Raw genomic sequence first — 25,634 nt, 5'->3', positions numbered from 1 at the left:
CCCGCTGTAGAACGGGGTCGCCGCCGTCGTGCGCCGTTTGGTCCGCGCGGAGCGCTCCCCGTAAGGTTCTCCTGGGCAGTCCGCCGCGGGCGTGGTGCCAGATGACAGCGCGATGCCGCCGCTCGGCCGACGGCACCTGGAGGGAACGACGTGGCAACGAGCAAGGGTCCGGACAAAGAGGCACGCGCAGCACGCGCACGGCTGCGCGCCTACAACGCCCGGCGCACCGTGCACGAGCACCGCTCCAAGCGCCGCGTCCGCGACAACGTGATCGCCGCTGCGGCGCTCGTCGTCGTCCTCGCCGGCGCCACGGCTGCGCAGGTGTTCTTCTTCGCCGGCGGTCCGGGCACCCCGGTCGCGACGCCCACCGCCTCCGCCGAGGCCGGGGCCTGCGGTGTCACCGGGGCCACCGACGGCGCGAACACCGGCGAAGTCCCCGCGAGCACGATCGCCGAGGACCGCGACTGGAGCGGTGAGATGACGATCAACGACGTCGTCATGAACCTCACCCTCGACGGAGCCTGCGCGCCGCAGGGCGTCTCCTCCTTCATCTCCCTCGCCCAGTCCGGCTTCTACGACGGCGTCACGTGCCACCGCCTCACGACGAGCGGCATCTACGTCCTGCAGTGCGGCGACCCCGACGGCACCGGCACCGGCGGCCCCGGGTACAGCTACGGCCCGGTCGAGAACGCACCGACGGACGACGTCTACCCGGCCGGCACCATCGCCATGGCGCGCCAGGGAGGGAACGGCTACAGCAACGGTTCGCAGTTCTTCCTCGTGTACCAGGACTCGACCATCCCGTCCGACGCCGCCGGCGGCTACACCGTGCTCGGCCAGATCACGAGCGGTCTCGACCAGCTCGTCTCGGGTGTCGTGTCCGGCGGTGTCGCAGACGGCAGCGGTGACGGTGCTCCAGCGGTCCCCGCCACCATCACCTCGGTGACGGTCCAGTAGCGCGTGCAGTAACCTGCACCAGACGGAACCGACCGGCGCAAGCGGTCGCCCCGAGCAGGACTCGGGGTAATAGGCTTGTGGATCGATCACGATCGCCACGAACGGCGGTCAACACACAGCAAGGGTGATGCGCGTGACCAGTCCAGAGATCGAACCGTGGGGTCGTGTCGACGACGACGGCACCGTCTACGTCCGTGAGGCCGACGGCGAACGAGCGGTCGGACAGTACCCCGACGGTTCCAAGGAGGAGGCGCTCGCGTACTTCGAGCGCAAGTTCACGGACCTCGCCGGACAGGTGACGCTCCTCGAGCAGCGCGCGAAGCGCGGTGCTCCGGCGACGGACGTCGCGAAGGCCGTGAAGTCGATCACCAAGCAGGTCGAGTCCGCCAACGCGGTCGGCAACCTCCAGGCGCTCCTGACCCGCCTCGCGGCGCTCGACGGCACCGTGAGCGAGCTGACCGAGGCGCAGAGCCAGGAGACCAAGGCAGCCCTCGAGGAAGCGGCACGTGCGCGTCTCGCGATCGTCGAGGAGGCCGAGCAGCTCGCGCAGCAGGATCCGGCACGGGTGCAGTGGAAGCAGACCTCGGCGCGGCTCGACGAACTCTTCGCCGAGTGGCAGCGCCAGCAGCACGACGGACCTCGTCTCGCGAAGAACGACGCCAACGACCTCTGGAAGCGGTTCCGGACGGCACGCGCGACGATCGAGCAGCACCGTCGTGCGTTCTACACGGAGCTCGACTCTGTCCACAAGGAGGCACGCGCGATCAAGCAGAAGCTCGTCGAGCGCGCCGAGGCCCTCATCGCCAAGGGCGCCGAGGGCATCCCCGCCTACCGCAGCCTGCTCGACGAGTGGAAGGCCTCCCCGCGTGCCGGGAAGCGCCAGGATGACGCGCTCTGGGCGAAGTTCAAGGCCGCGGGCGACGCGATCTACGGTGCGAAGGCCGAGATCGACGCGCGCGACAACGAGGAGTTCCAGGGCAACCTGGATCTGAAGCTCCTGGTGTTGGCGGATGCCGAGCCGATCCTGGCCGACACGAACCGGGACTCGGCGCGCAAGGCGCTCACCGACATCCAGCGTCGGTGGGACGAGATCGGAAAGGTCCCGCGCGAGCAGGTCCGCGTCGTCGAAGACCGTCTCCGCAAGATCGAGACCCACGTCAAGCAGCTCGAGGACGAGCACTGGAAGCGCAACAACCCCGAGACGAAGGCGCGCACCGAGGGGCTCGCGAGCCAGCTCGCCGACGCCATCGCCAAGCTCGAGGACGAGGTCGAGGCGGCACGAGCCTCCGGTGACGCCGACCGGCTCACCGCGGCCATCGAGGCGCTGGATGCACGCAAGGCGTGGCTCGGGGCGATCCGCTAGGCGGATCCGCTCCACCAACCGCGTGACGGTCGCGGTTCTCCACAGATCCGTCGACGATCCTCCTGCTGCCGGACGGCTGCAGGAGGATCGTCGTATGTCCACGGCACTCCAGACGTCCTCCCCCATCGAGCCAGGCTGCGCGACGGATCCATCGCCCTCCACGAGCCGCCTCCCCGCCTACCTCCAGCCACCCGAGCTCTCCGTCGCCGAGCTCGCCGCCGCGCGGCTCGACGGCGAGATCTTCGCCTTCGAAGACGGCTACTGCAGTGTCGACGAACCCGACACCGTCCGGCTGCGCGCGGCGGTCCTCGAACAGCTGCCCGGGCTGGCCGGCGCGGTCATCGCTGAGACGAGTGCCGCCTGGCTGCACGGCGCGGCGCTCATCGCACCGAGGGTCCACACGGGCTTCGTGTCGATGGAACGGCGAAGCGCGCGTTCGCCCCGGTTGCGTCTGCGTCAGGTGTCACTCCGCGCCGACGACAGCGAGCGGTGCGGCGCACTGCGGGTCACGACCCCCACGCGCACGGTCGCGGATCTGGCACGGCGCACCGGGGCCGACGCGGAGGAGGCCATGACGACGATCCGCAACTACTTCCTGCTCGGGCTCACCACCCCCGAGGAGGTCGTCGCATGGGTCCGCTCCGTCCCGCGGGTCCTCGGCGGCACACGGATCGTCCGTGTCGTGTCGAGTGCCACCGAGGAGATGCTTCCCGGCCTCGAGCCGACTCGGAGCGAACTGGCGTCCTGGTCGCTCCCGCTCAGCCGCCGTTGACCCGGTAGACGTCGTAGACGGTGTCGATCCGCCGGACCGCGTTCAGCACTCGGTCGAGGTGGGTGGTGTCGCCCATCTCGAACACGAAGCGGCTGATGGCCAGGCGGTCGCTCGAGGTGTTCACCGTCGCCGACAGGATGTTGACGTGATACTCGGACAGCACCCGCGTCACATCCGACAACAGTCCAGCTCGATCGAGTGCCTCGACCTGGATCTGGACGAGGAACACGCTCTTCGACGACGGCGCCCACTCCACATCGATCATGCGCTCGGGCTCCTGCAGGAGGCCTTGGACGTTGTGGCAGTCCGAACGGTGGACGGAGACGCCGGAGCCCCGCGTGACGAACCCGACGATCTCGTCACCAGGCACCGGGGTGCAGCACTTCGCGAGCTTGACCAGGATGTCGGGAGCACCGAGCACGAGGACCCCGGAGTCGCTGTTCTGCAGCCGCTCACGGCGGCTCCCACGCACCGGGACGGTGTACTCGGCGTGCTCGCTGTCGGCGTCCTTCTGCAGGAGCGCGACCACCTTCTCGAGCACGGACTGCGTCGAGACGTGGCCCTCGCCGACGGCCGCATAGAGTGCCGTGACGTCCTCGTAGCGCAGCTGCGCCGCGACCTCGGCGAACGAGTCCTGGTTCATGAGCTTCTGGAGCGGCAGGTTCTGCTTGCGCATCGCCCGTGCGATCGCGTCGCGCCCCTGCTCGATCGCCTCGTCGCGACGCTCCTTCGTGAACCACTGGCGGATCTTGTTCCGCGCCCGAGGGCTCTTGACGAAGTTCAACCAGTCCTGGCTCGGACCGGAGTCGGGGTTCTTCGAGGTGAAGACCTCCACCACGTCGCCGGTGTTGAGTGAACTCTCCAGCGGCACGAGCCGCCCGTTGACCCGGGCACCCATCGTCCGGTGGCCGACCTCCGTGTGGACGGCGTAGGCGAAGTCGACCGGCGTCGCGCCTGCGGGCAGGCCCACGACACGCCCCTTCGGGGTGAAGACGTAGACCTCCTTCGCACCGATCTCGAACCGCAACGAGTCGAGGAACTCCCCCGGGTCCGCCGTCTCCGCCTGCCAGTCGGAGATGTGCGCGAGCCAGGCCATCGAGCTGTCGGGTTCAGCGGAGGACGCGGCCTTCCCGCTGTTCATCCGCTCCTTGTACTTCCAGTGCGCGGCGACGCCGAACTCGGCCCGCTGGTGCATCTCGTTCGTGCGGATCTGGATCTCGACGGGCTTCCCGCCCGGTCCGACGACGGTGGTGTGCAGCGACTGGTACAGGTTGAACTTCGGCGTGGCGATGTAGTCCTTGAAACGCCCTGGGACGGGCGTCCACCGTGCGTGGATCGACCCGAGGACCGCGTAGCAGTCGCGCAGCGAGTTCACGAGGACACGGATGCCGACGAGGTCGTAGATGTCGTCGAACTCGCGGCCGCGGACGACCATCTTCTGGTAGATCGAGTAGTACTGCTTCGGGCGACCGGCGACCTTGCCGCGGATCTTCTGCGCCTTGAGATCCTCGTTCACCGCGTCGATGACGTGCTGCACGTATTCCTCGCGCTGCGGTGTCCGCTGCTTGACGAGCGACTCGATCTCGGCGTAGAGCTTCGGGTACAACACGGCGAAGGACAGGTCTTCGAGCTCCCACTTGATCGCCTGGATCCCGAGGCGGTGCGCGAGCGGTGCGTAGATCTCGAGGGTCTCCGTGGCCTTCTTCGCCGCCTTCTCCGCCGGGACGAATCCCCAGGTCCGGGCGTTGTGCAACCGGTCGGCGAGCTTGATGATGAGGACACGGATGTCCTTCGACATCGCGACGATCATCTTCCGGACCGTCTCGGCCTGTGCGCTGTCGCCGTACTTGACCTTGTCGAGCTTCGTGACGCCGTCGACGAGCATGGCGACCTCGTCACCGAAGTCGGCGTGGAGTTGGTCGAGCGAGTAGTCGGTGTCCTCGACGGTGTCGTGGAGGAGGGCGGCGACGATCGTCTTCGGTCCGATGCCGAGGTCGGCCAGGATCTGGGAGACGGCGACCGGGTGCGTGATGTACGGCTCGCCGCTCTGGCGTTTCTGGCCGGAGTGGGCCCGCTCGGCGACCGTGTACGCACGCTCGATGAGCGCCAGGTCGGCCTTCGGATGGTGCTGCCGCACCGTCCGCATCAGGGTGTCGACGGCGCCGGCCGGCTGCGCCTTCGAGAAGATCCGTGGGACGAGACGGCGCAGGGAGGCCGTCGAGGATGTCGTGGTGTCCGCCATCTCAGGCCTCCCTGCGCTCGTGCACGCGGTTGTCGGTCGCTGTCAGGGTCAACGCGCCAGCGGCGCGTCTTCCGTGCGTTCGCCCTCGGCGTCATCCGAGGTCTGAGCGCGATCGCGCGCCTGCAGCACGCGCTTGTCGTGCTTGGCGATGCGGGGCTCGTTGTGCCGGAAGTTCGCGTAGAGCGGTGCAGCGACGAAGATCGTCGAGTACGTGCCGACGAGGATACCGACCAGCAGGGCGAGCGAGATGTCGCGCAGCGTGTCGGCACCGAGGACGAAGGCGCCGAAGAACAGGATCGCCGCGACCGGGAGCGCCGCCACCACGCCGGTGTTGATCGAGCGCACCAGGGTCTGGTTGACCGCGAGGTTCACCGACTCCCCGAACGTCCGGGCCGCGCCGTCGGCGTCGAGCGTGGTGTTCTCGCGGATCTTGTCGAACACCACGACGGTGTCGTACAGCGAGAACCCGAGGATGGTGAGGAAGCCGATCATGGCGGCCGGCGTGATCTCCCAGCCCGTCGCGGCGTAGACACCGGCCGTGATGATGAGGTCGTGCATGAGGGAGAGCAGCGCGGCCGCGGACATCTTCCAGGTGCGGAAGTACAGGGCCATGAGGATCGCCGCGAGCACGAGGAACACGATGAGGCCGACGATCGCCTGCTTGGAGACGTCCTGACCCCATGACGGGCCGATGAACGAACTCGTGATGTCGGACTGTTCGACGCCGTAGGCCTCGGCCAAGGCTGCCGACACCTGCTGGGTGACCTTGTCGTTCTTCAGCTGGTCGGTCTGCACGCGGACCGAGTTGCCGCCCACGACGGTCACGTGGGTGGTCGCGCCGCTGACGACGGACGCGACCGCGTCTTCGGCCAGCGTCTGATCGGTGCTCTTGACGTCGGCGATCTGGAACTGCGAACCACCGCGGAACTCGATGCCGAAGTTGAATCCGCCCTTGACGACCGGGATCAACACCGAGAGGACGACCGCCACGATGGCGATCGTGTACCAGATCTTGCGCTTGCCGACGAAGTCGTAGGAGCGCTTCCCGGTGTAGAGCTCGTTTCCGAACCGTGCGAACGCACCCATCAGGAGTCCTTCCCATCGGTCGGCAGATCGTCTGCTCTGGTGTCGGAGCCGCCTCCGACGAGGGCCGCCTGCTTGCGCTCGGCGATCGTCTGGCGCTTGGCCGCCTCGCGGCTGCTGGACGCGGCCTTGGCGCCGGGCACCGAGACGGGCTTCCGGAACTCTGCACGACCACGGTAGATGGCGCCGAGCGCCGACGGGTCGAGACCGGTGAACGGCTTGCCGCTGTTGAAGAGCTTCGTCTGGCCGAGGAGCTGCATCATCGGGTGCGTGAACAGGAGCACGACGATGACGTCGATGATCGTGGTGACGCCGAGGGTCAGGGCGAAGCCGCGGACGTTGCCGATCGCGAGGACGTACAGCACCACGGCGGACAGCAGGTTGACACCCTTCGCCGCGTAGATGGTGCGCTTGGCGCGCTTCCAGCCGGCTTCGACGGCGGACTCCAGGCCGCGGCCGTCGCGGAGTTCGTCCTTGATGCGTTCGAAGTACACGATGAACGAGTCCGCGGTGAAGCCGATGGCGACGATGAGGCCCGCTATGCCGGCGAGGGAGAGCCGGAAGCCCTGACGCCAGGACATGAGCAGGATCACCACATAGGTGAGCACCGCGGCCGCGACGAGCGAGGCGATGGTCACGGTGCCGAGGAGCCGGTACTGGAACAGCGTGTAGATGACGACCAGGATGAGCCCGATGAGACCGGCGATGAGGCCGCTCTCCAGCTGCGTCGAACCGAGGGTTGCCGAGATCGTGTCCTGGCTCTGCACGACGAAGCTGATCGGCAGTGCGCCGAATTTGAGCTGATCGGCGAGGGTCTTGGCGGACTCCTCGGTGAAGGAGCCGCTGATCTCCGGCTTGCCGTCGGAGATGACGGCGAGCGACTGCGGTGCGGAGATGACGTTGCCGTCGAGCACGATCGCGAACTGGTTCTGCGGGCTCTGCAGCGAGGTCAGACGACCGGTGACGTCGGCGAAGAGCGCAGTGCCCTTCTCGTTGAAGACCGGGTACACCGCCCACTCGCCCGTGCTGGCACCCGACGACGTCGTCTTGATGCCGGCGCTCGCGTCGGAGAGGTCTTCTCCGGACACCTCGACCGGGCCGAGGACGTACTTGAAGGTGCCGTCGACGTCGCACGTGATGAGCGGCTCGGCTGCGGGAGCGGCGGTGGCGTCGAGTGAATCCGCATTCGCGGCGCAGTCGTAGGCCTGGAAGGCGGCGTACAGCGCGGGCGTCACCTGCGACAGGTCGCTCGCGTTGGTCGGCGACGCGGTCGGCGTGCTTTCGAGGCCCGGATCCGGCGTCGGATACGGGGTCGAGGCGCCGTCTTCACCGATGAAGGTGTTGGACGGCTGACCGGGAGTCAGCTGCTGCGAGGTGAGGACCGGACGGAACTCGAGCTTCGCGGAGCTCTCGATGCGGTTCAGTGTCGCTTCGTCGGGGGTTCCCGGGATCGAGACGACGACGTTCTGACCCTGCGTCGTGATCTCCGCCTCCGAGACGCCGGACGCGTCGACGCGCTGGCGGATGATCGCCACGGCCTGGTTCAGCTGCTCGTTGGAGACCGTCTGGCCGGACTCCAGCTTCGGCGCGAGGATGATCTGGGTGCCACCCTCGAGGTCGAGGGCCAGCTTGGGCGCCCATGAGCTGTTCCCCCAGAGGACCCCGGCCGCGTTGATCGCGAACAAACCGATGAGGATTACGCCAAGCCAGGTGAGCGAACGCCACGCTTTCTTGACCGGAGTCGACTTTGCCAAACTCGGAACTCAGCTTTCTCTGCCGGCGGTGGCACGACGGCCACCGCCCGGGAAGGGGTTGGGACTAGTCGTCGCTCTTCTGCGGCTTCGAGGTGTCCTCGACGCGCTGGCCGAATTCGGGCTTGGAGAGGTCGAGCGATGAGGCGTCGTCGGGGATCGACTCGACGACCGGAGCCTCTTCCGCGGTCTCGGCGACCGTCGGGGCGACGACCGCACCCGCGTAGCGGGGGTCGATGGTGACGATGACGCCGGGGGCGATCTCGACATCGGCCTTGCGGGAGTCGCGGTCCATCGAGATGAGGGTGCCGTAGACGCCGAAGCCGGTGAGCACCTCCGCGCCGGGGACGAGCTTCTGCTCCGTCTCCGCGGCCTGCTTCTTCCGCTTGTTGTTGCTCACCATCATGAACACGATCATGACGCCGGCGAGGCCGAACAGGACGAGGGTCATTGCATCCACGATGGGAACCTTCCAGAGGAGATTGAGGGCGGGAGACGTTGGGAACGCACCGCCAAAGGGAAATTATAGGCCATCGAGGGTCGAGCCATGCTGAGAAGGTGTTCTGCCGAAGTGCCGCCACGCGGCCGGGGTCGCCACGCGGCCTCGTGGCGTGCGCGTGATGAGGCCGATCCTGACGAGGAACGGCTCGACGACGGACTCGATCGTCTCCGCTTCCTCGCCGACCGAGACCGCGAGCGTGCTGAGCCCGACCGGACCTCCGGCGAAGCGGTCGAGCATGCCTTCCATGACCGATCGGTCGAGTCGGTCGAGACCCAGGGCGTCGACGTCGTAGAGCTCGAGGGCGGCACGCACGGTCTCCAGATCGGCGCGGCCACCGTGCACGAGTGCGTAGTCCCGCACTCGGCGGAGGAGTCGGTTGGCGATGCGCGGCGTACCCCGACAGCGTCCGGCGATCTCGGCGACGGCCCGACCGTCGATGTCGAGCCCCAGCATGTCGGCCGTGCGGTGCAACACCTGCTGCAGTTCCGGCTCGTCGTAGAACTCGAGGTGCGCGGTGAAACCGAAGCGGTCGCGGAGCGGGTTCGGCAGCAGGCCGGAGCGGGTGGTCGCTCCGACCAGGGTGAACGGTGCCAGCTCGAGCGGGATGCTCGTCGCGCCGGCACCCTTGCCCACCATGATGTCGATGCGGAAGTCCTCCATGGCGAGGTACAACATCTCCTCCGCGGGGCGGGCCATGCGGTGGATCTCGTCGATGAAGAGGACCTCGCCCGGGGTCAGCGACGACAGGACTGCGGCGAGGTCGCCGGCGTGCTGGATGGCCGGACCGCTCGTGAGTCGGAGAGGTTTCCCCGTCTCGTGCGCGACGATCATCGCGAGGGTCGTCTTGCCGAGTCCAGGAGGGCCGGCCAGCAGGATGTGGTCGGGGGTGCGGTTCTGCATCCCGGCGGCCGTGATCAGGAGTTGCAACTGACCTCGCGCCTTGGACTGACCGACGAACTCGGAGAGCGACCGGGGACGGAGCGCCCCCTCGAACGCCAGTTCCGCGTCGGACTCGGCGGCTGGATTGGTGAGGTCTTCTGGAGCGTCCGTCACGAGGTACGGCCTCCGGCGTGCGCCGGGCCGAGTCTGCCGAGGGCCAGGCGGATGAGCGACGGCACGGTCGAGAGGTCGTCCGCACTCGCGGAGGCGGAGGCCTCCACGACCGCCTGCGTCGCCGTCTTCTCCGGCCAACCGAGCCCGATGAGCGCCGTGACGACCTGATCGGCGATCGCGGCGGCGTTCACGGTGGTCGCCGGAGCTTCAGGCGTCGTCCTGGTGACGCGGAGCTTGCCGGCGAGCGACACGGTGATGAGCTTCGCCGTCTTCGGCCCGATCCCGGAGACCTTGCGGAACGGGGCGTCGTCGTCCGCGGAGATGGCTGCGGCGATCTGCTCCGGCGTCAGCGCCTCCAGGACCCCGAGCGCCGACTTCGGCCCGACCCCGGTGACGCTCACCAGGAGCTCGAACACGGACAGCTCCTCAGCGGATCGGAACCCGAACAGGGAGAGCGAGTCCTCCCGCACGGTCAGTGTCGTCGAGAGGAGCGCTTCGGTGCCGACCCGGAGTGAGAGTGCATGGGCCGGCGTGACCTGGACGGCGAATCCGACGCCGCCCACCTCGATCACGACGAGGTTGCCGACCGCGCTCAGGACGGTGCCGCGGAGGGAGGAGATCATGCTTCCAGCCTAGGGCTCCGCGCTGCCCGGGCCCGGACGGCCGCCTCGCGCGGAGCGCCGCCGCGCTCCGCCGCCGCCCACGCACGCTGGGCCGGAGTGAGTGCTCCACTCCCCTGCGGCGGAGCGCCGACGGGTGTCGCTGCCGTCGACACGACGGGTCGCCAGGCGTGGCAGATCGCAAGTGCGAGCGCATCGGCGGCGTCAGCGGGCTTCGGGAGTTCGTCGAGACCGAGGATCCGGGCGACCATGGTCTGCACCTGGAGCTTGTCCGCCCGGCCGTATCCGGTCACCGCGGCCTTGACCTCACTCGGGGTGTGCAGGCCGACGGGGATCCCGTTCGCGGCCGCAGCGTGCAGTGCGAGCCCACTCGCCTGGGCGGTGCCCATGACCGTCCGGACGTTGTGTTGCGCGAACACCCGCTCGACGGCCATCGCGGTCGGCGAAGTTCGCTCGATCGCCTTGGCGATACCCTGCGCGATCATGAGGAGTCGCTGCTCGAGTGGGGCGTGCGCGTCCGTCCGGATGACGCCGTACTCGACCATCGTGGCCTGCCGTCCCGGCAGGACGTCGACGACCCCCACCCCGCATCGGGTCAGGCCGGGGTCGATGCCGAGGACGCGCAGAGTCATGTTCCGACCCTAAGCGCGGGCGATGCGCCGGACGCTCCGCGAGGGCGGAGTGTCGTACATCCGTTCGAACGGGCTTCGCACGGCACGGGTGCCGGACTACTCGTCGTCGGCCTCCAGCTCGGCCTGCACCTCGGGTGTGAGGTCGAAGTTGCTGTAGATGTTCTGGACGTCGTCGTTGTCCTCGAGCGCGTCGATCAGCTTGAAGATCTTGCGCGCCGTGTCGGCGTCGATCTCGACCTTGAGGTTCGGGACGAAGGCGACGTCGGCGGAGTCGTAATCGATACCGGCCTCTTGCAGGGCGGTCCGGGTCGCGACCATGTCGCTCGGCTCGGTGACGACCTCGAAGGTCTCACCCTCGGTGTTCACCTCTTCTGCGCCCGCATCGAGGACGGCGCCGAGGACGTCGTCCTCCGTGGTCCCCTCGGCCTGGACGACGATGAGGCCCTTGCGCTGGAAGTTGTAGGCGACGGAGCCCGGATCGGCCATCGTGCCGCCGTTGCGGGACATCAGCGTCCGGACATCGGCTGCTGCACGGTTCTTGTTGTCGGTGAGGCACTCGACGAGCAGGGCGACGCCGTTCGGACCGTAGCCCTCGTACATGATCGTGGTGTAGTCGACGACCTCACCGGTGAGGCCGGCACCGCGCTTGACGGCGCGGTCGATGTTGTCGTTCGGGACCGAGGTCTTCTTCGCCTTCTGGATGGCGTCCTGCAGCGTCGGGTTGCCCGCGAGGTCTGCGCCGCCCATCTTGGCCGCGACCTCGATGTTCTTGATGAGCTTGGCGAACGACTTCGCGCGACGGCCGTCGATGACCGCCTTCTTGTGCTTGGTCGTCGCCCACTTGGAGTGTCCGGACATGTGCTCCCTAACTGCGTGAAAAGAACCTGACCAGTCTAGGCCAGCGACCCGGAACTCGCGATCACGCCGCGACGGGCCACGGGATCGGGCGCCAACGCCTCAGCGGGATCGCTCGACCTTGTCGAGGAAGTAGGCGTGGAAACGGGTGTCGCCCGTGACCTCGGGATGGAAGGACGTGCCGAGGAGGTTCCCCTGCTCGACGGCGACCATCCGACCGTCGGGCAGCGAGGCGAGGGGTGCCACCGACGGACCGGCGGCTTCGACCACCGGCGCGCGGATGAACACGGCGTGCACGGGCGGGTCGCCGAGGACCGGGATCGACAGGTCCGTCTCGAAGGAGTCGAGCTGCGACCCGAAGGCGTTGCGCCGGACCGAGACGTCGAGCCCGCCGAGACTCTGTTGGCCGGCGATCCCGTCGAGGATCCGGTCGGCCAGGAGGATGAGCCCGGCGCAGGTGCCGTACACGGGCAACCCGGCGGTGATCGCTTCGCGCAACGGTCCGGCGAGGTCGAAGGAGCGAGCGAGCTTGTCCATCACGCTCGACTCGCCGCCGGGCAGGACGAGTCCGTCGATGCCGGTCAGTTCCGAGGGACGCCTGATGAGGCTGACGTCCGCCCCGAGGCCGGTGAGGACGGCCGCATGCTCGCGGAAGTCCCCTTGCAGGGCGAGGACGCCGACGCGTGCCGCCCCGGTCACGACGTCACCTGGTTCAGGGCGGACGCGGGGCTACCAGCCACGCTCGGCGAGGCGGTGCGGTGCGGCGAGGTCGGCGACGTTGATGCCGACCATCGCCTCACCGAGACCGCGGGACACCTCGGCGATGACCTGAGGGTCGTCGAAGAAGGTCGTCGCCTTGACGACGGCCGCCGCCCGCTGAGCCGGATTGCCGGACTTGAAGATGCCGGATCCGACGAACACGCCGTCGGCGCCCAGCTGCATCATCATCGCGGCGTCGGCCGGCGTCGCCACACCCCCGGCGGTGAACAACACGACCGGGAGCTTGCCGGTCTCGGCGATCTCGACGACGAGGTCGTATGGGGCCTGGAGGTCCTTCGCCGCGACGTACAGCTCGTCCTTCGACATCGACGACAGGTGCGCGATCTCGGAGCGGATCTTGCGGATGTGCTTCGTCGCCTCGGACACGTCGCCGGTGCCGGCCTCGCCCTTCGAGCGGATCATGGCGGCACCCTCGTTGATGCGCCGCAATGCTTCTCCGAGGTTGGTGGCGCCGCACACGAACGGGACGTCGAAGCCCCACTTGTCGATGTGGTTCACGTAGTCGGCCGGGCTCAGGACCTCGGACTCGTCGATGTAGTCGACGTCGAGCGCCTGGAGGACCTGTGCTTCGACGAAGTGGCCGATGCGAGCCTTCGCCATGACGGGGATGGACACCTCGGCGATGATCGATTCGATGAGGTCGGGATCGCTCATCCGAGCCACGCCGCCCTGGGACCGGATGTCCGCCGGGACGCGCTCGAGGGCCATCACGGCGACGGCTCCGGCGTCCTCCGCGATACGGGCCTGCTCGGCGGTGACGACGTCCATGATGACGCCGCCCTTCAGCATCTCCGCGAGTCCGCGCTTCACGCGGTTCGAGCCGTGCTGTCCAGTGGTCGTGCTGCTCTCGGTCATGACGGCGAGCGTACCGCCGGGTGGCCTGACGGTGCTCCGTCCACAGGCCGGAAATTGGACTTGGCTGGGCCGGTCCACCTGGACCGGCCCACGACGGATCAGGCCGAGGTGGGCCAGGCGTCCGCGATCGACTGCCGGACGTCGCCGAGCAGCTGCGGGAGCGCCTTGGTCTGGGCGATGATCGGGAAGAAGTTGGCGTCCGTCGCCCAGCGCGGGACGACGTGCTGGTGCAGGTGCGCCGCGATCCCGGCACCGGCCACGGCACCCTGGTTCATGCCGAGGTTGAAACCGTCATTCCTCGAGACGGACCGGACGACCCGCATCGCCGTCTGCGTCAGAGCGCCGATCTCGGCGACCTCCTCCGTCGTCGCGTCGTCGTACATCGCGACGTGGCGGTACGGGCAGACGAGCAGATGCCCGGAGTTGTACGGGAAGAGGTTCAGCAGCACGAAGGCGTGCTCGCCCCGATGCACGATGAGCGCTGACTCGTCGTCGAGCGTCGGCGCGATGCAGAACGGACAACCGTCGTCGGATGGTTGGCCCTGCTTGATGTAGACCATCCGGTGGGGCGTCCAGAGACGCTGGAACGCGTCCGGGACGCCCACCAGGTGGGAGGTGTCGATCGATTCGAACGACTCCGGCTCGGTGCCCGGGGTCATGCCGGCAGATCCGCTGCGGTGTTCACCTGCAGTTTCGCGGCGATGGCGGCGCGGATTCGGCGCACGGCGTCGGCGACCGGGACACCGTTCTCCTGGGTGCCGTCGCGGAATCGGAAGCTCACCGCGCCGTTGGCCTGGTCCTCCTCGCCGACGATCAGCTGCAGCGGGGTCTTCGCCTTGGTGTGGTTCCGGATCTTCTTCTGCATCCGATCGTCGGAGGCGTCGAGTTCCGCACGGACCCCGGACGAGCGCAGCTCGGCGACGACTCCGCCGAGGAACTCCTCGTACTGCTCGGAGACGGGGATACCGACGACCTGCACGGGGGCGAGCCACACCGGGAAGGCACCCGCGTAGTGCTCGAGCAGGATCGCGAAGAAGCGCTCGATCGAGCCGAGGAGTGCGCGGTGGATCATCGCCGGACGCTTGCGCGTGCCGTCAGCAGCCGTGTACTCCAGCTCGAACAACTCGGGGAGGTTGAAGTCGAGCTGCACGGTGGACAGCTGCCACGTCCGGCCGATCGCGTCGCGCGCCTGGACCGAGATCTTCGGACCGTAGAAGGCTGCGCCGGCGGGGTCGAGGACGAGTTCGAGACCGGACTCGACCGCCACCTGGCGGAGGGTCTCGGTCGCTTCGTCCCAGACCTCGTCGGTGCCGACGTACTTGTCGGGGTCCTTCGTCGAGAGCTCCAGGTAGAAGTCGTCGAGACCGTAGCCACGGAGGGTCTCCAGGACGAACTGCAGCTGGCGGCCGACCTCGTCCTTGACCTGGTCGTCGGTCACGTAGATGTGGGCGTCGTCCTGCGTGAGGCCACGGACACGCGTGAGCCCGGAGAGGGTGCCGCTCTTCTCGTACCGGTAGACCGTGCCGAACTCGGCGAGTCGGAGCGGCAGTTCGCGGTAGCTGCGCCCACGAGCCCGGTAGATCAGGTTGTGCATCGGGCAGTTCATGGGCTTCAGGTAGTAGTCCTGGCCCTGACGGGTGACGTGGCCGTCGGCGTCGACCTCCTGGTCGAGGTGCATCGCCGGGAACATGCCGTCCTTGTACCAGGCCAGGTGCTGGCTGACCTCGAACAGATGCCCCTTCGTGATGTGCGGGGTGTTCACCAGCTCGTAGCCGGAAGCGAGCAGGCGCTCGCGCATGTAGTTCTCGATCTCGTTGCGGATGATGCCGCCCTTGGGGTGGAACACCGCGAGACCCGAGCCGATCTCCTCGGGGAAGCTGAAGAGGTCGAGCTCGGCGCCGAGCTTGCGGTGGTCGCGCTTGGCCGCCTCCTCGATCCGCGTCTGGTAGGCGCGCAGCTCGTCCTTGGTCGCCCAAGCGGTGCCGTAGATCCGCTGCAGCTGCGGGTTCTTCTCGCTCCCGCGCCAGTACGCCGCGGCGAGACGCGTCAAGGCCCAGCCGTTGCCGATCATGCGCGTGTTCGGCAGGTGTGGACCGCGGCAGAGGTCCTTCCAGACCGTCTCCCCCGTCTTCGGGTCGACGTTGTCGTAGATGGTCAGCTCCGCGCCGCCCACCTCGACGTTCTCGTCGTCGGCTGCGGATCCACCCTTGAGGCCGATCAGCTCGAGCTTGTAGGGCTCCCCCGCGAGTTCCGCACGAGCCTCGTCTTCGGTGACGACTCGTCGCACGAAGCGCTGGCCCTGGCGGATGATGCGGTCCATCGTCTTCTGCAGCACCTTGAGCGCCTCAGGCGTGAACGGTGCGGCGACGTCGAAGTCGTAGTAGAAGCCGTCGGTGACCGGCGGGCCGATGCCGAGGTTCGCGTGCGGGTCGACCTGTTGCACGGCCTGCGCGAGCACGTGGGCTGCGGAGTGCCGGAGGATGTTGAGGCCGTCGGGCGAGTCGAGGTGCACCGGCTCGACGGTGTCCGTCTCCGTCACCGTGGCGGCGAGGTCCTTCAGTTCGCCGTTGACGCGCATGGCGACCACGGATCGGTCGGTGAACAGTGCGAACCCGTCACTCACGGATGATCTCTCTTTCTCAGGTGAAACCTTGGCCGTGCAAGCCTATCGTCGTCCACGACGGGGAGACGCTGCCGTCGGTCGGCGGGCATGGTTCGTGTTCGGTCGCATCGCTAGAGTGAAGGCCTACGACGTGACGGGGGTGGCGCTGATGACGGCTGGGCAGAGGAGCGGGGCTGCGACGGCGCTGTTCGCCGCGCTGCCCGCGGTCGCGCTTGTGCACATCGTCGCCCTCGCCGCCGGTCAGGAATGGTTGTCGCTGCTCACCAAGCCGTTCATCATGCTGGTCCTCGCGCTGGCGCTCGTGTGGTCGGTCCGACGGCTGTCTCCCGCTGCGGTCACGGCGCTCGTCGCGATCCTCTGCAGCTGGCTGGGTGACGTCGCCCTCATGGTTCCGGGCGAATTCGCGTTCGGCGTGGGGATCCTGTTCTTCATGCTCGCTCAGGCCGGCTATGTCCTGCTCTTCGTGCGGCATCTGCGCACCAGGCAGCGCCCGCCGGTCTGGGCGCTCGTGTACCTGGTGTGGCTCGTCGCCGGCATCGCGCTCCTCAGTCAGCAGGACATGGGGGCGCTGTATCCGGCGGTCGTCCTGTATGCCGTCGTGATCGGGGCCATGGCGACGTCATCGACGATGACGACGCCGACGATCGCCGTGGGCGGTGCGCTGTTCCTGGTCTCCGACTCGTTGATCGGGCTCGACCGCTTCGTGCCTGCAGTGACGATCTGGGCGGCGGACGAGATCATCATGGCGACGTACGCCGCGGGCCAAGGCATCATCGTGTGGGGCGTCGCGGAGGTCCTGCGTCGCCGGGAGCGGGCGGTCCTCGCCGTCTGAGCGGACGTCAAGGGCGCGCGGCGGGTGGTCTGCGCAAGAGGTGGTCTGTGCAACGACGAAGGGCCCGAGCTGTTCGCTCGGGCCCTTCGTATTCCTGTGGGCGATACTGGGATCGAACCAGTGACCTCTTCCGTGTCAGGGAAGCGCGCTACCGCTGCGCCAATCGCCCAGGTGAGTGGTGTTGCCAGCGAGGTGGCGACGGGATTCGAACCCGTGTGGACGGCTTTGCAGGCCGCTGACTAGCCTCTCGGCCACGCCACCACGTGTGATGAAACACACTGTCGAGCGGAACGCTTGCACGTTCTCACTGACACTCGAGCGGATGACGAGATTCGAACTCGCGACCCTCACCTTGGCAAGGTGATGCGCTACCACTGCGCCACATCCGCATTGCATCCCGTTTCCGGGTGCTTGGAAACTCTAGCCGATGTTGACGGCGCTCGTTGACACCTCGGTGCGGGCGAGTCGGCGCAACCCTTGATGTTCCGCGGAAAATCGGGCTGAAAATCGATGTCGCCCGGCGCGTCGGCGTCCAGGGTCGAACCACCCTTCGACGGGCTCAGGGACCGGAGCGGCCCGGCGGCCCTCCCCCGGTCACTGAGCTTGTTCCTGGTCACTGAGCTTGCCGAAGTGCCCACAAGCAACCCTTCGACAGGCTCAGCGACCGAGACGGGTCGGGCACACCTCTCCCGGTCACTGAGCCTGTCGAAGTGCCCACGAAGGAGCCTTCGTCGGCGGGGTCAGAATGGTGCGGGATCTGGCTCGGTCCGATACTGCTTGCCGTCGGGTGTCGTCCACTCGAGGACCCCGCCCGGCTGATGGTCGAGGTTCCATCCGGGGAGGTGCTTCATGCGGTGGTGATGTCGACACAGGCAGGCTGTCGACATCTGTGGTGCCTCCGTCCTCCCAGGCGACGGAATGATCGAGATCGCACGCCCGGGCCCGTCTCCCGCAGCCCGGTGCCCGACAGGTGCCGTCCCGCAACCGCACTGCCCGTTGGAGGTCGACCGGGACGCGGTACTGATGCCGGCCGACGGAGAGGACCGCACCGGTTTCCGGCTGGACCAAGATCCGGGTGAACCTGGGCGCGTTCACCGCGATCCGTGCTGCGGTCTCGGGGTCGATGGGGCCGTAGCCGTCCAGGATGGCCGGGGCGTCGGAGATGCCAGCCATGCTGAGCGCTGGGACCGTGATGTGGACCATGGGCCTGATGTGTTCCTGGACCTCGATCGGGTGCGGGAGGACCGGGCTCGACATGACATCGTCGGGGGTCACGCCGGTGAGCGCGAGGGCCGCGAGGGCATTGGTCTGGAATTGTGCGCAGGTGCGGGTGTCGCCCTGCGGCGCGGCTTTCGGCGGCGGCTGCTGCGAGTCGCTCGGCGATGCCCTGCGCGATCGGCGCCGTGGTGAAGAGGTGCACCCAAGCCATACCGTCGGCGGCGGGTTCGATCTCGACGCGACGGTCGGCCTCGGAGCGGACCGCGCGGGCGGTGATGGACTCGGGATGGAGCCGCTCGCGCAAGACCCGGGCACTCGTGCGGAGGCCGGCGGCCGTCGTGCGCTCGGCGATGACGAGCACCTGCTCGAGGAACACCGCCCGCCCGGCGGCAGGGACGTCGCGGTGTTGGTCGGTGATCACCTGCGCGTGCCTCGCCGAGATGCGCCCGGCCTCAAGTGACGCCAGCACCGCCGGTGCGTCGTTCACGAGACGCTCGGCGTCGTTCGTCGCACGCTGGATCGTCCGCTCCGGGATCGGGGTCGCCATCGCGAGGGCCGCACACGTCGAACGGCGGGACAAGGCCTGGCGCTCGGCCGGCGGGAAGATCGCCGGGACCGTAGCGTCGGCCAAAGCGTCAGCATCACTGACATTCCAGATGCCGAGTGAGGGTCGGTTGCGGAAGGGTCCTCGTGTGCCCTTCGACAGGCTCAGGGACCGGGAGGACGGGCGCCGGATTCGTGAGGTGGCTCGTGTGCCCTTCGACAAGCTCAGGGACCGGGAGAAGGGCGCCGGATTTGCGGAGTGCTCCGTGTGGCCTTCGACAGGCTCAGGGACAGGAGGAACGGCGCCGGACTCGCGAGAGTCTCCGGGTGCCTTCGACAGGCTCAGGGACCCGAGGGGTGCTCGCGGGCGTTTCGACAGGCGGAGATACGGCGTCACCGGGCTGCTTGGCGCGGGGCGTGCAAGGTGCACGCGAACGACGAAAGCCCCCGGGGTCCGGGGGCTTTCTGTGGTGGGCGATACTGGGATCGAACCAGTGACCTCTTCCGTGTCAGGGAAGCGCGCTACCGCTGCGCCAATCGCCCGGGTGGCGTGTGAGACACGACGCCGGGATGTTGCTGGTGGAACTGTGTTGCTGAGGTGAGGTGGCGACGGGATTCGAACCCGTGTGGACGGCTTTGCAGGCCGCTGCCTAGCCTCTCGGCCACGCCACCATGTGTGACCGAACACACTGCCGAGTAGGGTTCCTGCCGGAACAACACTACTGACACTCGAGCGGATGACGAGATTCGAACTCGCGACCCTCACCTTGGCAAGGTGATGCGCTACCACTGCGCCACATCCGCATTGCCCGCATCACTGCGTGCTCGAACGACTCTAGCCGAAACCGGGACCGATGTTCAAACCGGCGCGCGTACTGGGTCGACAGCGTTGCGGATGTGCGTTCGTCCCCCGCCATCGGCTAGTATCGTGACTCGCGGCTGTTCGGCACCTCTCCGGTGCGGACGACCTGCGGGCGATTGGCGCAGTTGGTAGCGCGCTTCCTTCACACGGAAGAGGTCATCGGTTCGAGTCCGGTATCGCCCACATCATTCACCATCCCCCGAGGTGTTCCACCTCCACGGCGGCGACTCACTCCGCGAGATCAGGACGTTCCGCCCTGGCAGACTCGGTCCGGCGTGCATCGCTCGGGAAGAAGTGTCGTTCGACGGGTGCACCGTCGGCGTGCGCCAGCGCTGCAGCGCGGATGTCGCGGTCGCGGCCGGTCAGACGCTGCGTCTCCTGTCGTCGGAACTCGCCCCACGACGGCACCATAAAGGTCTCCAACTGCACGTCGGACTCCTCGCCACTCCGGTACAGGGCCCATCTCGAGGCGCCGGTCCGGCGGCGAGAGGACTCGACACGACCCATCGCTGTCTGGAACGCGGCGAGCGAGTCCGGATGGACCGTGTAGGAGATCTGTACGAGGACCGGCCCGTCGGTCGGCTGTGGTTCGAACACCAACGTGGGTGTCGGCCAAGACATCGAGATGCTGCGGTCGACGGTTCCGGTTCCGGGGAGCAGGGGCAGCACCCGAACACTGGCTGCCACCAGCAGGAGCAGGACGGCCGAAGCGCTGTAGGCGAGCGGCGTGCCGAGTCCCTGCGCTGCCACGCCCCAGCCGATCGAGCCGATGGCCATCGCGCCCATGAAGACGAGGATGTAGATCGAGGCGCCACGGGACCGCACCCACTGCGGCAGGGTGAGCTGCAGCGCGGCGTTCAGCACCGTGAGGGTGCCGATCCAGGCCAGCCCCGCGAACACGAGCAGCAGCAGTGCCGGTGCGAAGGGCAGGAACGCCGCTGCGAGCGATCCGGCGGCGAAGAGCACCGCACTCCCGGCGATCACGGTGTTGTCGGAGAACCGACGGCGAGCGAGCGGCAGGGCGAAGATGCCCAGCACGGCACCGACACCGAGAGCACCGAGCAGGAGACCGTATCCGCTCGAGTCGAGGTGGAGGCGCTTCGCCGTGAGGGGCAGCAGCGCCCAGAGGGCACTGGCAGGCAGCGCGAAGAGTGCGGAACGCAGCAGGATCCGGCGGACGAGGTGCGCGGACACGACGTACCGGACCCCCGCTCGCAACGCTGCCCCGAACGGCTCGCGGTCGTCGAGACCTGTCTGCGAGGGTCGCTTCCACCAGACGAGGGCGATCACGGCCATGACGAAGCTCAGCGCGTTGACACCGAACACGACGGGAGCACCGAAGGCCGATAGGACGACACCGGCCAGGGCCGGACCGACCGCACGGGCTCCGTTCACGGTGACACCGCCGAGCGCCGATGACGCCGCGATCAGGTTGCGGGGCACGAGCTCCGGCTGGATCGCCTGCCATGCGGGTGAGGTCAGCGTGGAGGTGATGCCGAGCAGGAAGGTGAAGGCCAGGATCGTCCACGGCGTCAGCGCGCCGACCGCCGCCACCACGGTGAGCGCGGCTGCGAGGACCGCACTCGCCGCCGATCCCCAGATGAGCAGCCGTCGCCGGTCGAGTGAGTCCGCGAGGACGCCTGCTGGCAGGGCGACCAGGATGGCGGGCGCGAGGCTCGCGGTCTGCACGAGGGCGATGACCGCTGCGCCGGCGGCGGCCTCGACCAGGACCCACTGGGCTCCCACGGTCTGCATCCAGGTGCCGATGTTGCTCCCCAGCTGGGCGAACCAGAGCACCCTGAAAGCGGTGATGGCGATCGGCGCCCATGCCGACGGTTGCGACGATGGGATTGCCGAGGGTGAAGACATGGTCGAACGACAGGACGCCGTCGCGGCCCGGGCATCGTCGGTTTGTCGCAATCATCGAGCGGTGTCATCACCGTCGAGGGCCGGCTGGCGGCGACGCCCTATGGAGGATCATCGCCGGATCGTCAAGCTCCCCGTGCACCGAATCGTGCTGGCTACCGTGGACGCATGGCCATCACGGAACTGATCCTCGTCCGCCACGGTGAAAGCGCCGGGAACCTCGCCGCGTTGGAAGCCGATCGTGCCGGATCCCACCGCATCGCCGTCCCCGATCGTGACGCCGACGTACCCCTCTCGGCCCTCGGTGTCGAGCAGGCAGCCGCGGTAGGCGCTCGACTCGCCACCCTCGCTCCCGCCGACCGCCCTGACATCGTGTTCAGCTCGCCCTATCGGCGAGCGCACGAGACGGCCGTCGTCGCGCTCCGGACCGCCGCGTTCGACGCCGATGAGCTTCGGCCGGTCGTCGACGAACGGCTGCGCGATCGCGAACTCGGGATTCTCGACACCTTCACCTCGGTCGGCGTCGATGCGGAGTTCCCGGAGGAGGCCGCTCGACGACGGTCCCTCGGCAAGTTCTACTACCGACCGCCTGGAGGTGAGGCGTGGACGGATGTGGCCCTCCGCCTCCGCTCGTTCATCGGCGACCTGGACCGGCACGCCGACCGCACGCGGGCCCTGGTGGTCTGTCACGACGCCGTCATCTCGCTCTTCCGCTACATCTGCGAGGGGTGGGATGAGCGTCGCGTCCTGGAGGAGGCCGCACTCCGTCCGACACCGAACGCCTCCTTCACCCACCTCGTCCACGACGGACGGGCCTGGAGAGCACGCGCGGCGAATGCGACCGCACACCTCCAGCAGGCGCAGGTGGCGGTCACCGAGCACTCGGGGGCGACCGATGTCCAGAGCTGACCCCACTATGCTCACGCCTGAGGTCCTCGCCGACTGGCCGCTCCCCAACCCCGGATCGTCGAAGGACGATCGTGGGTCGACGCTCGTCGTCGGTGGCGCGCGGATGACGCCAGGGGCGGTCGCCTTGGCGGGCCTGGCCGTCCTCAGGGTCGGCGCGGGTCGGATCACGCTCGCGGTCGGTGCGTCAGCATCGTCCCCACTCGCGATCGCCTTCCCTGAGGCAGGCGTCATCGGGTTGGCCGAAACCAGCGCCGGAGCCGTCCGGGGTGACGAGGTCGGCCGCCTCGAGGACGTCCTGGACGTCGACTGTCTGCTGCTCGGTCCTGGCCTCGACGACGCGGACGAAGCCGTGGCACTCCTCCACAGCCTGCGCCCGCTCCTGGGCGCCGACACCGTCGTGGTGCTCGACGCCTTCGCGCTCGGTGCCCTGTCACACGCTCCCGACTTCTCGAAGGGGCTGGAAGGTCGCCTCGTGTTCACCCCGAACGTGGCCGAGGCCGCGATCCTCCTCGACGTGGACGAGGCCGACCCGGACACGGCGGCGCTCGAACTGGCGCGACGGTACGGCGCCGTCGTCACCTGTCAGGGCAGGGTCTCCGACGGTGAGCGGGACTTCATCGCGCCCGGCGGGAGTCCGGCCCTCGGGACGGCGGGTAGCGGTGACGTCCTGGCCGGAGCGATCGCCGGGCTCGCGGCACGCGGACTCTCCCCGCTCGCGGCGAGCTGCTGGGGTACCGTGCTGCACGCCGCCTCCGGCGATCGGCTCGCAGACCGGATCGGCCCTCTCGGAGCCCTCGCCCGCGAGTTCGCGGACGAGTTCCCGACGCTCCTCCGAGAGCTCGGGCGACCCGTCACGGGGCGGTCCTAACCGACAGCGGGCCAGCGCCAGCCGGTGATCTCGGGTGCGTCCTCGCCGAACTCCCTGGTGTGCGCTCGGGCCCGGAGCCGGGCGTCCTGCATCTCCTGACGGAGACCCGCGAACCGCTCGCCGAGCCCCGGCGTCCGGTCGATCGCGTCGCACACGAGCGAGAACCGGTCGATCTCGTTGAGCATCACCATGTCGAACGGTGTCGTGGTGGTCCCGTTCTCGAGGTACCCGCGGACATGCAGCTGATCGTGCCCGTGGCGCTTGTACGTCAGCCGATGGATGAGCCACGGGTACCCGTGGTAGGCGAAGACGACCGGACGGTCCGTCGTGAACACGCTGTCGTACTCGGCGTCGGAGAGGCCGTGCGGATGCTGATCCTCACCCATGAGTCGCATGAGGTCGACCACGTTCACGACTCGGACCGACAGCTCCGGGATGCGTTCGCGCAGGATACTCACGGCGGCCAGCGTCTCGAGCGTGGGGACATCCCCGGCACAGGCCATGACGAGGTCCGGGCGCTCCCCCGCACGCTCTGAACCGGCGAAGGGCAGGATGCCGAGCCCGCGGGCGCAGTGCGCGCGGGCCTCGTCGACGCCGAGCCACACGGGTTCCCGGTCCTTGCCCGCGACGATGACGTTGATCTCGTCCGTGCTCTGCAGGCAGTGCTCCGAGACGGCCAGGAGGGTGTTCGCATCGAACGGCAGATACACCCGGATGACATCGGGCTTCTTGTTCACGACGTGGTCGATGAACCCGGGGTCCTGGTGGCTGAAGCCGTTGTGGTCCTGACGCCAGACGTGACTCGTGAGGAGGTAGTTGAGGCTCGCCACCGGGCGCCGCCACGGCAACTCACGTGAACCGTTCAGCCACTTCGCATGCTGGTTGAACATGGAGTCGACGATGTGGATGAAGGCTTCGTAGCAGGTGAACAGGCCGTGCCGACCGGTGAGCAGGTAGCCCTCCAACCAGCCCTGACACTGGTGCTCGCTGAGCATCTCCATGACCCGGCCGGCGCGGGCGAGATGCTCGTCGTCCGGGACGGTCTCGGCGTTCCACTGCCGTTCGGTCACCTCGAAGACCGCCTGGAGTCGGTTACTGGCGAGTTCGTCGGGCGCGAAGATCCGGAAGGTGGTCGGGTTACGCCGGATCACCTCCGTGAGCCACGACCCCAGGACTCCCGTCGCCCCGGCGTCGCGACCACCCGGGGCGTCCACCACGACGGCGGCGTCGTCGATCGCGGGGAGGTCGAGTTCCGTGCGCAGCAGACCTCCGTTGGCGTGCGGGGTCGCGCTCATCCGGGCCTCCCCGCGCGGAGCGAGTCCCCGCACGAGCGGAACCACCGCGCCATGTTCGTCGAAGAGCTCCTCAGGCCGGTAGCTCCGCATCCAGGACTCCAGGATCCGGGTGTGCTCCTCGGTGTCCCGAGCGTCGGCGAGCGGAACCTGATGCGCGTGGAACGTCCCCTCGACCCGGACGCCGTCGATCACCTCGGGGCAGGTCCAGCCCTTCGGTGTGCGCAGCACGATCATGGGCCATACCGGCCGTCCGGTGTCTCCGGTGGCGGCCCGGGACTTGATGGCCGCGATGCGGTCGAACACGACGTCGAGGACCTCGGCGAACCTGCGGTGTACCTCCATCGGATCCTCGCCGTCGAACCCGCCCTCGACGAAGAACGGTTCGTGTCCGTATCCACGCAGGAGACTCTCGAGTTCGGAGCGTGGGATGCGAGCCAGGACCGTCGGGTTCGCGATCTTGTAGCCGTTCAGGTGCAGGATGGGCAGGACGACGCCATCCTGGACCGGGTCGATGAACTTGTTGGAATGCCAGCTGGTCGCGAGCGGTCCGGTCTCCGCTTCACCGTCGCCGACGACCGCCGCGACGAGGAGATCGGGGTTGTCGAAGGCTGCGCCGTACGCGTGGCTCAGGACGTACCCCAGCTCGCCACCCTCATGGATGCTGCCTGGCGTCTCGGGAGCCGCGTGACTCGGTACCCCGCCGGGGAAGCTGAACTGACGGAAGAACCGGGTCAACCCTGCTTCGGTCTCGGCGACGTCAGGGTAGATCTCGCTGTAGGTGCCGTCCAGGTAGGCACTCGCCAGGATCGCCGGCCCGCCATGCCCGGGCCCGGCGATGAACATCGCCGATTGGTGGCGCTCCGCGATCACGCGGTTGAGATGCGCATAGGTCAGATTCAACCCCGGTGCGGTCCCCCAGTGGCCGAGGAGCCGGCGCTTCACATGAGCGGCTTCGAGCGGGCGGCGGAGGAGCGGGTTGTCGAGCAGGTAGATCTGCCCGACGGACAGGTAGTTCGCGGCGCGCCACCAGGCGTCGACCTGTTCGATGCTCCGCTCGGACACCGGCTCGCTCGTGCCGCGAGGCCGCCAGCTGTCCGTCGTCGACCCGTCCCGTGCGTTGTGCGTCATCGTCCCAAGATCCCAGGTCGAGCGA

Annotated in this window: 20 protein-coding genes, 7 tRNA genes and 1 pseudogene; 7 read left to right on the top strand and 21 right to left on the bottom strand. The window is 68.2% G+C overall.

Features of this window, described 5'->3' with window-relative positions; all coding sequences use genetic code 11:
- Positions 1 to 150: 150 nt before the first annotated feature.
- From BIU99_RS05535 to BIU99_RS05525, 3 genes are all read left to right on the top strand, one after another.
- Positions 151 to 957, top strand: coding sequence for a peptidylprolyl isomerase (locus BIU99_RS05535; protein WP_071260142.1), 807 nt, complete (start codon positions 151 to 153; stop codon positions 955 to 957).
- 133 nt (positions 958 to 1,090) lie between these two features.
- On the top strand, positions 1,091 to 2,320 hold the full coding sequence (locus tag BIU99_RS05530) for a DUF349 domain-containing protein (RefSeq protein ID WP_371263757.1): 1,230 nt from the start codon (positions 1,091 to 1,093) through the stop codon (positions 2,318 to 2,320).
- A 94-nt stretch (positions 2,321 to 2,414) separates the two neighbouring features.
- Entirely contained in the window at positions 2,415 to 3,092 is a 678-nt protein-coding gene (locus BIU99_RS05525) for a hypothetical protein (protein WP_071260137.1), read from the top strand.
- Here BIU99_RS05525 and BIU99_RS05520 read toward each other — a convergent pair.
- The 12 genes from BIU99_RS05520 to thrS all read right to left on the bottom strand — a co-directional run bounded on the left by BIU99_RS05520 (position 3,079) and on the right by thrS (position 16,043).
- Positions 3,079 to 5,334 (bottom strand): bifunctional (p)ppGpp synthetase/guanosine-3',5'-bis(diphosphate) 3'-pyrophosphohydrolase, encoded by a 2,256-nt coding sequence (locus BIU99_RS05520; RefSeq protein WP_064293821.1) that lies wholly within the window; start codon positions 5,332 to 5,334, stop codon positions 3,079 to 3,081. The two genes, BIU99_RS05525 and BIU99_RS05520, sit on opposite strands and share 14 nt — an antisense overlap.
- Before the next feature lie 48 nt (positions 5,335 to 5,382).
- Positions 5,383 to 6,420 carry a protein translocase subunit SecF gene (gene secF, locus BIU99_RS05515; RefSeq protein ID WP_071260134.1) on the bottom strand — a complete coding sequence of 346 codons (1,038 nt, stop codon included), beginning with the start codon at positions 6,418 to 6,420 and terminating at the stop codon, positions 5,383 to 5,385.
- Positions 6,420 to 8,171 carry a protein translocase subunit SecD gene (secD, locus tag BIU99_RS05510; protein ID WP_071260131.1) on the bottom strand — a complete coding sequence of 584 codons (1,752 nt, stop codon included), beginning with the start codon at positions 8,169 to 8,171 and terminating at the stop codon, positions 6,420 to 6,422. The genes secF and secD overlap by 1 nt, the downstream gene beginning before the upstream one ends.
- A gap of 64 nt (positions 8,172 to 8,235) precedes the next feature.
- Positions 8,236 to 8,619: a preprotein translocase subunit YajC gene (yajC, locus tag BIU99_RS05505; protein ID WP_064293818.1), complete on the bottom strand. Its 384-nt coding sequence runs from the start codon at positions 8,617 to 8,619 to the stop codon at positions 8,236 to 8,238.
- Positions 8,620 to 8,691: 72 nt separating this feature from the next.
- Positions 8,692 to 9,723 carry a Holliday junction branch migration DNA helicase RuvB gene (gene ruvB / locus BIU99_RS05500; RefSeq protein WP_071260128.1) on the bottom strand — a complete coding sequence of 344 codons (1,032 nt, stop codon included), beginning with the start codon at positions 9,721 to 9,723 and terminating at the stop codon, positions 8,692 to 8,694.
- On the bottom strand, positions 9,720 to 10,346 hold the full coding sequence (gene ruvA / locus BIU99_RS05495) for a Holliday junction branch migration protein RuvA (protein ID WP_071260126.1): 627 nt from the start codon (positions 10,344 to 10,346) through the stop codon (positions 9,720 to 9,722). The genes ruvB and ruvA overlap by 4 nt, the downstream gene beginning before the upstream one ends.
- Complete coding sequence (gene ruvC, locus BIU99_RS05490) at positions 10,343 to 10,975, bottom strand: crossover junction endodeoxyribonuclease RuvC (RefSeq protein ID WP_071260124.1); 633 nt, start codon at positions 10,973 to 10,975, stop codon at positions 10,343 to 10,345. The genes ruvA and ruvC overlap by 4 nt, the downstream gene beginning before the upstream one ends.
- Positions 10,976 to 11,071: 96 nt before the next feature.
- Entirely contained in the window at positions 11,072 to 11,833 is a 762-nt protein-coding gene (locus BIU99_RS05485; RefSeq protein ID WP_064293814.1) for a YebC/PmpR family DNA-binding transcriptional regulator, read from the bottom strand.
- A gap of 99 nt (positions 11,834 to 11,932) precedes the next feature.
- Positions 11,933 to 12,529, bottom strand: coding sequence for a pyridoxal 5'-phosphate synthase glutaminase subunit PdxT (gene pdxT / locus BIU99_RS05480; RefSeq protein WP_064293813.1), 597 nt, complete (start codon positions 12,527 to 12,529; stop codon positions 11,933 to 11,935).
- Between the two features lie 30 nt (positions 12,530 to 12,559).
- Positions 12,560 to 13,465, bottom strand: coding sequence for a pyridoxal 5'-phosphate synthase lyase subunit PdxS (gene pdxS, locus BIU99_RS05475; protein ID WP_064293812.1), 906 nt, complete (start codon positions 13,463 to 13,465; stop codon positions 12,560 to 12,562).
- 98 nt (positions 13,466 to 13,563) lie between these two features.
- Positions 13,564 to 14,124 (bottom strand): HIT domain-containing protein, encoded by a 561-nt coding sequence (locus tag BIU99_RS05470; RefSeq protein WP_064293811.1) that lies wholly within the window; start codon positions 14,122 to 14,124, stop codon positions 13,564 to 13,566.
- On the bottom strand, positions 14,121 to 16,043 hold the full coding sequence (gene thrS / locus BIU99_RS05465) for a threonine--tRNA ligase (RefSeq protein ID WP_199862131.1): 1,923 nt from the start codon (positions 16,041 to 16,043) through the stop codon (positions 14,121 to 14,123). The genes BIU99_RS05470 and thrS overlap by 4 nt, the downstream gene beginning before the upstream one ends.
- 193 nt (positions 16,044 to 16,236) lie before the next feature.
- Here thrS and BIU99_RS05460 point away from each other — a divergent pair, with 193 nt between their 5' ends.
- Positions 16,237 to 16,920, top strand: coding sequence for a lysoplasmalogenase (locus tag BIU99_RS05460; RefSeq protein ID WP_071260366.1), 684 nt, complete (start codon positions 16,237 to 16,239; stop codon positions 16,918 to 16,920).
- Between the two features lie 97 nt (positions 16,921 to 17,017).
- Here BIU99_RS05460 and BIU99_RS05455 read toward each other — a convergent pair.
- From BIU99_RS05455 to BIU99_RS05425, 7 genes and pseudogenes are all read right to left on the bottom strand, one after another.
- Positions 17,018 to 17,089, bottom strand: a tRNA-Val gene (locus tag BIU99_RS05455).
- Positions 17,090 to 17,110: 21 nt separating this feature from the next.
- Positions 17,111 to 17,181 (bottom strand) — tRNA-Cys (locus BIU99_RS05450).
- 56 nt (positions 17,182 to 17,237) lie between these two features.
- Positions 17,238 to 17,309: transfer RNA gene (locus BIU99_RS05445), tRNA-Gly, on the bottom strand.
- Positions 17,310 to 17,613: 304 nt separating this feature from the next.
- Positions 17,614 to 18,685 (bottom strand): annotated as a pseudogene (locus tag BIU99_RS20405) (DUF222 domain-containing protein).
- 464 nt (positions 18,686 to 19,149) lie between these two features.
- Positions 19,150 to 19,224: transfer RNA gene (locus BIU99_RS05435), tRNA-Val, on the bottom strand.
- A 58-nt stretch (positions 19,225 to 19,282) separates the two neighbouring features.
- Positions 19,283 to 19,353: transfer RNA gene (locus BIU99_RS05430), tRNA-Cys, on the bottom strand.
- Between the two features lie 60 nt (positions 19,354 to 19,413).
- Positions 19,414 to 19,485 (bottom strand) — tRNA-Gly (locus BIU99_RS05425).
- A 168-nt stretch (positions 19,486 to 19,653) separates the two neighbouring features.
- On the opposite strand from BIU99_RS05425, the gene BIU99_RS05420 reads away from it, so the two are divergent.
- Positions 19,654 to 19,726: transfer RNA gene (locus BIU99_RS05420), tRNA-Val, on the top strand.
- A 45-nt stretch (positions 19,727 to 19,771) separates the two neighbouring features.
- On the opposite strand, the gene BIU99_RS05415 is transcribed toward BIU99_RS05420, so the two are convergent.
- Positions 19,772 to 21,412: an MFS transporter gene (locus BIU99_RS05415; RefSeq protein WP_071260121.1), complete on the bottom strand. Its 1,641-nt coding sequence runs from the start codon at positions 21,410 to 21,412 to the stop codon at positions 19,772 to 19,774.
- Positions 21,413 to 21,577: 165 nt separating this feature from the next.
- Between BIU99_RS05415 and BIU99_RS05410 the strand changes: the two genes are divergently transcribed.
- Together BIU99_RS05410 and BIU99_RS05405 are read left to right on the top strand one after the other, a co-directional pair.
- Complete coding sequence (locus tag BIU99_RS05410) at positions 21,578 to 22,318, top strand: histidine phosphatase family protein (RefSeq protein ID WP_064293807.1); 741 nt, start codon at positions 21,578 to 21,580, stop codon at positions 22,316 to 22,318.
- A gap of 7 nt (positions 22,319 to 22,325) precedes the next feature.
- Positions 22,326 to 23,186, top strand: a complete 861-nt coding sequence (locus BIU99_RS05405; protein WP_071260118.1) for an ADP/ATP-dependent (S)-NAD(P)H-hydrate dehydratase — start codon at positions 22,326 to 22,328, stop codon at positions 23,184 to 23,186.
- Here the strand turns inward: BIU99_RS05405 and BIU99_RS05400 are convergent.
- Positions 23,183 to 25,609 carry a phosphoketolase gene (locus tag BIU99_RS05400; protein ID WP_071260364.1) on the bottom strand — a complete coding sequence of 809 codons (2,427 nt, stop codon included), beginning with the start codon at positions 25,607 to 25,609 and terminating at the stop codon, positions 23,183 to 23,185. The two genes, BIU99_RS05405 and BIU99_RS05400, sit on opposite strands and share 4 nt — an antisense overlap.
- Between the last annotated feature and the right edge of the window lie 25 nt (positions 25,610 to 25,634).

The organism is Plantibacter sp. MMLR14_011, from assembly GCF_001865025.1.
Classification (GTDB): domain Bacteria; phylum Actinomycetota; class Actinomycetes; order Actinomycetales; family Microbacteriaceae; genus Plantibacter; species Plantibacter flavus_A.
Note: the sequence above shows the minus strand (reverse complement) of the source record. Positions and strands in the feature narration are given on the sequence as shown.

Bases quoted from the DNA above. Each gene is read 5' to 3' on its own strand.
- BIU99_RS05460 (WP_071260366.1), top strand. From the start codon at position 16,237: ATGACGGCTGGGCAGAGGAGCGGGGCTGCGACGGCGCTGTTCGCCGCG.
- secF (WP_071260134.1), bottom strand. From the start codon at position 6,420: ATGGGTGCGTTCGCACGGTTCGGAAACGAGCTCTACACCGGGAAGCGC.
- BIU99_RS05470 (WP_064293811.1), bottom strand. From the start codon at position 14,124: ATGACCCCGGGCACCGAGCCGGAGTCGTTCGAATCGATCGACACCTCC.
- BIU99_RS05405 (WP_071260118.1), top strand. From the start codon at position 22,326: ATGCTCACGCCTGAGGTCCTCGCCGACTGGCCGCTCCCCAACCCCGGA.
- thrS (WP_199862131.1), bottom strand. From the start codon at position 16,043: ATGCGCGTCAACGGCGAACTGAAGGACCTCGCCGCCACGGTGACGGAG.
- yajC (WP_064293818.1), bottom strand. From the start codon at position 8,619: ATGACCCTCGTCCTGTTCGGCCTCGCCGGCGTCATGATCGTGTTCATG.
- ruvA (WP_071260126.1), bottom strand. From the start codon at position 10,346: ATGATCTCCTCCCTCCGCGGCACCGTCCTGAGCGCGGTCGGCAACCTC.
- BIU99_RS05485 (WP_064293814.1), bottom strand. From the start codon at position 11,833: ATGTCCGGACACTCCAAGTGGGCGACGACCAAGCACAAGAAGGCGGTC.
- BIU99_RS05525 (WP_071260137.1), top strand. From the start codon at position 2,415: ATGTCCACGGCACTCCAGACGTCCTCCCCCATCGAGCCAGGCTGCGCG.
- BIU99_RS05410 (WP_064293807.1), top strand. From the start codon at position 21,578: ATGGCCATCACGGAACTGATCCTCGTCCGCCACGGTGAAAGCGCCGGG.
- BIU99_RS05400 (WP_071260364.1), bottom strand. From the start codon at position 25,609: ATGACGCACAACGCACGGGACGGGTCGACGACGGACAGCTGGCGGCCT.
- ruvC (WP_071260124.1), bottom strand. From the start codon at position 10,975: ATGACTCTGCGCGTCCTCGGCATCGACCCCGGCCTGACCCGATGCGGG.
- BIU99_RS05520 (WP_064293821.1), bottom strand. From the start codon at position 5,334: ATGGCGGACACCACGACATCCTCGACGGCCTCCCTGCGCCGTCTCGTC.
- BIU99_RS05415 (WP_071260121.1), bottom strand. From the start codon at position 21,412: ATGTCTTCACCCTCGGCAATCCCATCGTCGCAACCGTCGGCATGGGCG.
- pdxS (WP_064293812.1), bottom strand. From the start codon at position 13,465: ATGACCGAGAGCAGCACGACCACTGGACAGCACGGCTCGAACCGCGTG.